This window comes from Pseudoalteromonas luteoviolacea DSM 6061, from assembly GCF_001625655.1.
GTDB classification, from domain to species: Bacteria; Pseudomonadota; Gammaproteobacteria; order Enterobacterales; family Alteromonadaceae; genus Pseudoalteromonas; species Pseudoalteromonas luteoviolacea.
Window position 1 is genome coordinate 58,671 of sequence record NZ_AUYB01000105.1, and the last position, 9,466, is coordinate 68,136.

2 protein-coding genes are annotated in these 9,466 nt (G+C 42.3%); both read left to right on the top strand.

The features are described 5' to 3' along the window. Window positions 1–74: 74 nt before the first annotated feature. Window positions 75–1,463 carry a hypothetical protein gene (locus N475_RS14395; protein WP_063358772.1) on the top strand — a complete coding sequence of 463 codons (1,389 nt, stop codon included), beginning with the start codon at window positions 75–77 and terminating at the stop codon, window positions 1,461–1,463. Continuing rightward, window positions 1,463–9,466 (top strand): SpvB/TcaC N-terminal domain-containing protein (locus N475_RS14400; protein WP_155732581.1); only part of this gene is annotated, 8,004 nt, incomplete at its 3' end. The genes N475_RS14395 and N475_RS14400, both read left to right, overlap by 1 nt.

Here is a 9,466-nt window from a genome sequence, read left to right on the forward strand (position 1 = left end):
ACATGAAGCTGGGTGTTTTATGTTCTTTATATTTTTGAGACAATAAGGACAGTTTGTGTTCATAGAAATCAAAAATGCGATATTTATTCACTTTAATTTTGCTTTTAACTCTAACGTGTGAGTCAGTAGCAAACCAGAGAACCTTCGAGCAAGCCCAAGAGCCCATATTTGTGGGGGATATAGCCCTATTTGTTCCCGTTGAGCTTTTGCCATCCGATTCAAAGCTGGTCGCTTTAAAAGAAACTGATAGTGGCTATCTGATTGAATGGGATGAGGCTGATGGTGCTTCATTTTACTATGTGGAGCAATTAGTGAATGGAGTGTGGCAACAAGTTGGTAGTGATGTATGGCATCAAGCAGGTAGCAATGCCAACAATCTAAGCATGACGATATCTGGTAAAAGTAGTAGCCAATTTAGAGTGGTCGCATGTGGTCAATATGGCTGTAGCAAACAGGCGGTTAATCAAAACGTAATAGCCAATGGCGATTTACAACTTTCGCAATTTACAATTTCCAAACCAGAAATAACTCGAGGTCAAAAGAGTGCACTAAGTTGGGAAGTACACAATGCCAGTAGTGTAAAGATAGTTGGATCCGATGGCTCGATATACAAAAACCTGCCTACATCTGGCTCTTTAAGTATTTATCCTTGGGCCTTTACAAACTATACATTGCTAGCCAACGGCTTTGGTCAGGCATTACATGCGTCACAAGGCATTGTTGTAAATGAACACAGAGACGTTATACAAACTCCTTTCACAAATTACATCGAGCCACTTAGAAATATGGGTTATGACGTAATCGCAAGGTCTCTTGTTGCACTTCCTCAAGGTGTAATGTTCAGTACGCATGATGAAAAAATAGCGTTAGTTAATAAGTCTGGCGTAGTGCTTTGGGAAAAACAGCTCGATGGTGTTGTGGCCAATATGGGTAACTATGATGCCGATTCAAATAGAGTTTTTGTCAGTGTGAGTAAAATGGATGGCACCGGACAAACATGTTCAATAGATATCAATAATATCGATAATTACAACTGTGTGACGACTTCATCATCAGCGATTTCTCGACCTGTTGTGATTGAACTAGCCTCAAGCGCAAATAGCGAGACAGAAGCACCAATGAAACTCGTGGCATCTATTGATATGAAGGGCAACCTTTATGTTATGGACAAGCAAACACTTAACCTTACGCATGAAGTAACAACATTACCTACACAAGTGGCTAAGTATGGTGTGACAGCAAACATCGCCGCTGTGCCTAATTCTAGTGATTTGATTATGCGTGTTTCAGAACGTGAATATGCGTCAATTTCAATCGCAGAAGTCCCTGTGGGTGGATGCCACAGTTTATCGAGCTGCGCGCAAAGCATGTTCTCGTTGTTTTCAAATGATAGTGCGACCGATGAGCAAGCACCGCCAAAACTAGAAGTGAAACTAAACTGGGTAAAGGAGCATAAGGAATAATGAAAAAGTCAATTTTATTAGGCTTTGCTGGTTTACTCTCTTGTTTTCAATTAGCTGCGCAAACACAGTCAGACACTGCCGAAAGCAAAAATACGGCTGTCATAGCTGAAGGGTTCGAATGTGATGTGCATGGTGTTGGCGAGCCTGTCGTACAGTCTACTCAAGTATCAAGCGCATGTGATGACAAGCCGATTGATAGAGACCCTAGTGAATTACAAGTTTTCTCGTGTGCACTTAAAGGTCCACAATCGGTTTTTTTGAATGAAACAACAACCGTTAATTTTCATAACTCTGTATCTGATGTTGCAACTCAAGCGAGTGTGCTAGATAACACAGGAGCCTATATATACAACGGTCAATATTACCGATTAAATGGTGAGACCATTGCTAGTAATAGTCGCTTCTCTAACACCAAAGGGGTAGAGGTAAAATTCACCTCAGAGGGGAAGAGAACGTTATATTTGTTTCACAAAATATACGTTCGAAAAAATGGTCAACCAGCTTACCCTTATACAACAAACTCTTGTTTTCGAGAGATTAATGTCGTTAAAAAAACGCCGCCGCAAGTGCGTTTGGTTTTGCCCTCGTCTTCTTCAAAAACAATTCCTGTAGGCCAGCCGCAAACCGTTACCTTCTCGGTAAGTGACGAAGCGGGCGATGTCAGGTTATTTGAGATCAAACGCAATAACATATTAGTCAAAACGTGCTCAAGCAGCGGAAACTGCTCACTTACGTTTACTCCCACAGCTAGCGAAATGGGTGAAGTTACCTATACAGCCAAAGCTGTTGACGCACACAACGTGTCTGGGCAAGCATCGGTCAAATTTAACATTATTGCGGCTAACATTAAACCGACGGCACAACTTACGGTAACCACGGCAAATGATACTGGCACAAATGTCATAATCAATGAAAACGGGCAAGTGACACTTACTGCCATATTTGAAGACTTGAATGATGATCCCAGTAGCCAGTTACATGAGGGCTATTTATGCGAAGTGGAGAACCCTAACTTTTGTCAAACATTTAATCTTGCTCAGTGCACAAAAGCCTCTGGTAAAAATCGTTTCACATGCTCCACCACAAAAATAGTCTCAAAAAGTGTTGAGTTTACCGCGCAAGCTAAAGATAAAAGAGGATTACTCTCTTCACTTGCTACTGCGAACGTAAAGTTAAATACTGCACCCAATATTGCACTAAATATTTCTAATAATAAAACCTATGCGTTTATTGATGAACCATACAATATAACCTTAACAGGTACAGATCCGGATAACAGCGGCTTTGATACCGCAGTGATCTGCTTATTTTCTGGACCAAGTGCAAATCTAGGCAGCGAGAAAAAAAATTGTGCAACGTCAAGTGTGTCACACACGGTATGTAGTACAGCGGGTACATCCATTAACTGCACCTCGCAAATACCCGCACCAACACGCGATGGGCAATTCACATATTATGCATATGTATCAGACAAAGATGGCGGTAAGTCGGTCGCTTCAAGAGAAGTTTATATTAGGCCGCTATACGGTATTAGACTTGATAATATCAGCTCAGGCGTTGAGCCAAATGCAGATGTAAACTTTGATATTAAAATTGGTGGATTTAGTTCTCAAACCCATGCGTTAACTGATTTACAGTTATACGCAAATGATTCGATAGTTCAAGCATACTCGTTCACCCATGGAGGTACCGCTTACACCGTAAACAGTGATGGCAAAATAAGAAACGCAGCGGGTAATGTGAGTGAAATTACACTACCAACAGAATTTAATGGTGTCGTCACATTAAATGCCAGATGGCCTGCAAGTATATCTGGTGACGTCACGTTGCGAGTAACAGGCACAACGAATACAGGTAAAGTATCAACATCAGGCTCATTTGAAACTTCTGTAGCGTATCCTACGCTGAGTCCGCCATCTGCTGTGACAATAACCCCTTTGGGCAACGGTAAATATTCTGCCGCCGTAGCAGCAACTGCTAATACAACTCAGTATAAATGGCAGTTATTCATTGCCAATATTGAAAATAACTTGGTTGAAAAAGCAAACTACGAACAACCAGCTGTTAATGCTGTTCAGAGTTTTCAAACACAATATGAAGACGATGCTCGTCTAGCTAAGGTTTGTGTAAGCGCTGTTAGTGTGTATCAAGACAAAAGGCAAGAGTCCGCGCCTACCTGTAGTGAGTTTACTATTAGCAATACACAGCCGCTGCCTAACAAAACATTATTTAGCGCAGGGTTCAAACACCAATTTTCAGCACCATATTATGTAAACTGGCAGCTAAATGGTAATGAGTACACAGCCCAGTATAAATTGTATGGTTGGCAAGGTAGTGTTGCAGACAAACCTGCAAACCCAAGACTATTAAAATCAACGACAAGTACAGACGGTGAATACTTCGCATCTGCGCCAGAAGCAGGCCATTACACCTATCAAATTCATAGCTGTAACACTCAAAATGTGTGTGTTGAGGGAGCGTATCAAACTGTAAACCACATACGAGCGATTATTAGTTCAGTAACACATGTGGTTTCAACGGCAAAGAAAAACGATACATCAGATCCTTATGCACAAAAGCCCAGAGTGACTGCCAGCACAACTTGCGTGGGCCATTGCTTAAGAATCAAAGGTTTAGGTATTAACGACACTTATGGTCGCATAGATATGCGAGTTAAGCTCAATGCAAAAACGTATAGCGTAAATACAAGCAGCGCAAAGCGAATAGATGCTTTCACGATTGAAGTAAAAGCAGAAAATAGCGTCGTTGAAGGGTTTTATGAAGGTGGTTTAACGTTACAAGCTCTCAATGGCATTACAAACGCGCCAAAAGGTCTGTTTCATGTATATGCAGATGCACCAAATAGCCATTTAGATCCAATCAACAACCCAATTGTTGAGAGTATTTCTGGACGAGCTTACACAACGCAAAATAACTCGGTATTAGCTCTAACCAAACAGAATATTCAAGCGTGGTCATTTGACGCTGACGGTGCAGCTACAACGCCAGCGGTACTGAGCAAATCATTTACAGCAACCAATGGTGCTAAGCAATGGCAAGATGAAGTCTATTTTGGTACCACGGGGCACAGCTTCTATAAACTAAACCATGAAGGTCATCGAGTATGGCAAGCAAGTACACGTGGAGCCATCACCGCAAGAGCGCAAGTAAGCAATGATGGCGAGTTATATGTGGGCTCCCATGATAAAGCCTTGTATTCGTTTGACCCAGAAACAGGCTCAGTACTTTGGAGTTACTCATTCCTATACCCTGTAACAGAGCAGGTGAGACTGATAGGCAACGACATTCACGTTACAGTTCAGGCAAATAAGTCAGATCCAAGTGATTTAGGTGAAACTGTACTTTATATCGTGGACAGAAATGCAATTGATGCCAATGCTCTGCGTTTTGACGATATCAATGGCACGGCAACAAATCCACTGCGTGATTTATTAAATGGCGATAATGCGGGTTGGCAACCAGGTGCACAGCATCCTCAATTACAGTCTCTCACGCGATTGTACTATGTACTATTTAAGCGTTTACCAAGCAAAGACGAATTGAGCTTTATGGCATTTGCATACAGTCAAGGCGTCTCAACAACAGAGATTATTACCGCTTTACTCACTTCTGACGAAATGAAGCAAGCGCTGCCAGGCAGTATGACGAATGCCGAGTTTGTAGCCGATATGGTTACTCGCTTGTTCCCATCGGGTGCACCGGCTCCAATTGCCGGCAAAACGCAGTTGCAGTGGATCACGTTTTTGGATGAAGGTGGCAAAAGAGCAGCACTTATAGAGGCTTGGTTAAATACCGCACAAGCTAATGCGGTACATGCACAGCTTGCGCAGCGCGCAATTTACTATTATTACGGCCACTGTACTGTTGATGCGACTTGTGACCAAAACAAAAATGTCGACAGTGACAATGACAACCTAAGTGACCACATTGAAACGTTGATCGGTAGCGATCCGCTCAACCCTGATGATGGTATTAAAACACCCCAGTTATCGGTTACTGAGAATGACGGGTTTGGTTCATTTGTATTAGAGTCTTTAGAATATGACGCGAGCTTGAGTTATCAACTAGTAGAGCGCACGGTCGAAAATAACCATGAGCAAACCCTTGAGTTTAACTTCCAGCAGCAATCGTTTACACGTGAACCTGGTCAATACTCATACAAATTACAAGCATGTAAAAGAGTTGATATCGGCACGGGGCAAATAGAAAGCTGCACGCCATACTCAAATTTGGTAGGCGTTGAGGTTAAGTCGTTAGTGCCAGATGATGCGCAATTTTTTGATGCGACAGCGCCTTTGGTAGACAGTGTAGGCACAATCAAAGGCACCGCAAGTGTCAGCGGTGGTGCAGCCACATACTCTATCCCTATTGAATTAACACCTGGCCGTGCGGGTATGCAACCTAGCGTGTCACTGAATTATTCTTCCCGCTCTGGACGTGGTATTGCGGGTAAGGGTTGGTCGTTGTCAGCTGGATCTGCGGTTACGCGTTGTGCCTCGACTTTTGCACAAGAGGGAATAAGCCTAAATGCAAGATACCAACCGGATGACAAACTTTGTTTAAATGGCCAAAAACTAATCTTAATTAGTGGTCAATATGGTCAAAGCGGCGCTGTTTATTCGACTGAAATCGACAGTTTTGACAGGGTCTACCAACATGGTGGTGATTTAACCTCGTCAAGCAGCTACTTTGAGGTCAAACATAAGAATGGCCGTGCTTCCTACTATGGTAGTTCTACATCTAGCAAAGATGTAAGAGATCCTTTTGCAACGGGCAAAGGCACCTATGCTTGGTTAATTGATTATTCAAGTGATGCAACAAATAACAACTTTATTCATTATAGCTATCGTGAGTATGGTGCTAATGAAAAATTATTAGCGTCAATTAACTATACAGGTGACAGCAGTTCACATACAGGTATTCACAACGTTCATTTTGAATATGAACAATCGATTGATCCGACCCTTAAGTATCACGCAGGCATATCTTTCGAAAATACTCAGCGCTTAAAGCACATCGTCACTAAGTATTACGCAGAGCAAACGCGAATATATAACTTGAACTATGTTCAAAGTAATGCATCTGGAGTAGAACTTTTATCTTCAATAGAGCTTTGCTATGGCGAAACAGGCAGTGACTGTTTGCCGATGACTCGTTTTGATTGGCAAGACAAGGCCATAGCTGTCGGGGGGACCCATGTCGACATTAATACCGGTAAAAGCATTGCTGCAGTCTTACCTAACGGGGACAGAAATGGCGACGGTGCGAGAGACTGGCCTGGTTTTTATATCAACGCAGAAGGTGGAACCACAGCAAACCGCCACTCAATGACAGATTGTGAGTACGTAGGAACAAGTGGACAAAAAGTTAACTGTACGTCTGATACAGCTGACTTTGATCTTGATGGCCTGACTGATGACTATGATTTTGAAGCTGGCTCTGTAGGCGCATTAAAGAGCTTTGTGTTATACAAAAATAATAAAGACGGTAGCTCAACAAAAATCAATACAGGGATTGAGATCCCTAATTTGTCATCTATTTTGCATTTAGGTGATATGAATGGAGATAGCCTACCAGACCTCGTGGTGTATGAGAAAACGGCTGATTATGAAGTGGAAGACATTAACCTCTATTATCATAATGGGAATTTCTCTCACCCATACTCGGTACATGATAAACAGCTGCTATTTAATGTAAAAAAACACAACCAAAAGATGTCACCTTCTGAGTCTTATTATCTTGGAGGAGATTTTGACGGTAATGGTATACCTGATTTTTATAAAGTAGCACTTGATTTAGATGATACTGGTCAAGGCAGGCTAGATTCAATCTTATTAATGACGCCTAGCGGAAAAGAGCTGACCTCAGAGCGTAAGGTAATTGATTGGGGAGATGAAGGCGATTATCGTAAGGGTCTAGACTCTACTTGGACCCGATTCTACCGATTTGCTGACTTAAATGGTGATGGATTAAAAGACTGGTTGGGTTGGTTTAATCCAAAGGTCAATGGCAGCGCACTTTTTGTCAGATACAGCCAAGGTAATGGCTCATTTACGTCTCCAATTAATACCGGGAAAATTTTACAAAGTCGTAATTTTGTATTTCTTGAAAGTTTCGGCTTCCAGGGGCAAAAAGAGGAGTTTATTAGCGCTTACATTCCAAAGTATGGCGATGCAATAAAAATTGTGGACATTGACGCGGATGGAAAAGAAGAGTTATTGGTTCCCAGCGCCATAGTCGTGGAAGGGTGCCAAAATGTTCATCATACTAAGTATCGTGATAAGACCGAAACTGAGTTTTGTGGTGCTGATATTTATAGTGAAACCATTCCTTTAGGCGATGGCAGGTTTAAATCTATTGATGGGCGCTACGATAGAAGCATTTATGCGTTTGCAAAACTTGAATTAACAAACGGCATGTTTGTGCAAAGTAGCACAGACCTCATTGGCACAATTTATGAGTCTGCGATTATTGATGCCCAAGGTGATGGCTTACCTGACCTTGTCTTTAACTATGGCTGTGAAAGCGGGCCTGGTGGGTCGAATTGTCGCTATACACAAAACGCACCGACAGGCTATGTGGAAGGCAAAGTCAATATTAGCCGCAATTACGGTACAGGCACTGGTCATACGGCTAGTGACTATAGGCCTCTTGACATATTGGGCTCTGTAACCAACGGTTTGGGTCTTAAAAGTGAGTGGGGGTACAAGCCACTTTCTTCATCCGTTGCAACCGGTATGAAGGGTGTAAACAGTTTATATAAGGCTGATGCAGAAACAAAAACAGGCTATCAAAACTTTACATCCAGTATGTACGTTGTGAATGAGTTTAAACAAGACAACGGCATTGGTGGTGATTTTGAACGCAGGTATGCTTATCGCGGTGCGGTATATAATAATCAAGGCCGCGGTTTTATGGGCTTTAGAAGTATTATTGAAGCTGATATCACGCAAGGGGTAACCACACAAACTGATTTTGACCAACACTTCCCTTATGCGGGGACGCTGGTTAACCGTGCTGTTTTTGTTGCAGATGACTATACACATGATGGGCGCCCACTAAGTGAAGTGGAAAGCGAGGCGATAAGTCACTCTCAAGTTAACTGGGCAGATAACCTAGCGCACAATATTGAGAATGTTTATAGCATATACAAAGTATCTAGTTCTGAAGTGACTCGAGACCTTGCAACCAAGGCACAGTTGGCAGTGAAAGAAGAAAAGGGCCGTGTGGTTGATCTGTATGGCAACTTATTGAGTTCAGAAAATGTTCATACGGACCAATTTGGCAGTGTGAAGACGCAAACGGTCAACACCTACGAGCACACCACAAACAATTGGTTTATTAATAAGTTAACCAAACAAGTGGTCACCACATTTGAAGTCACAGCTAGAAATGAGCAAAATGCTTATACGCTGTATTCTGGAACGGAAAGTGCTTTAGATACTCAAACAACAGTAACCACAGAGTTTAATCACTTTAATGCTGCCAGACAGCCAGAAACAGTCACCACCTCAGGGTCTTCAGGAGTCGGCCAGCAAGTTGATTACGAATACAACCGCTACGGGTTGCCAACTAAAATCACGAAGTCGGCGCAGGTCTACAATGATGCAATGTGGGCTACTCAAAGCCGCTCTGAAACAATTGCTTATACCTTAGATGGTACGTCAGTTGCTGAAAATGGTTACTATGTATTTGAAGCTCAGAATACTAAGGGCCACATAACTCGTACCCATACAGATCCTAAAACGGGTTTGAAGACGTCAGCATCTGTGCAGGTTAATCAGCATGACTTTGTGACAACTGACTATGGTTATGATGCTTATTTAAGGGCATTTAGTCAAAAGACACAGGGAATGCCAACAGTCTATTCTGCTATTCAACAACCTGACAGCGATGCGCCAGCCGATGCTGTTATGCAAGTTGTGCAAATTGCAGCGGGTGCACCAACTAAAGTGACAATTGTAGATAAACTTGGCAGAACA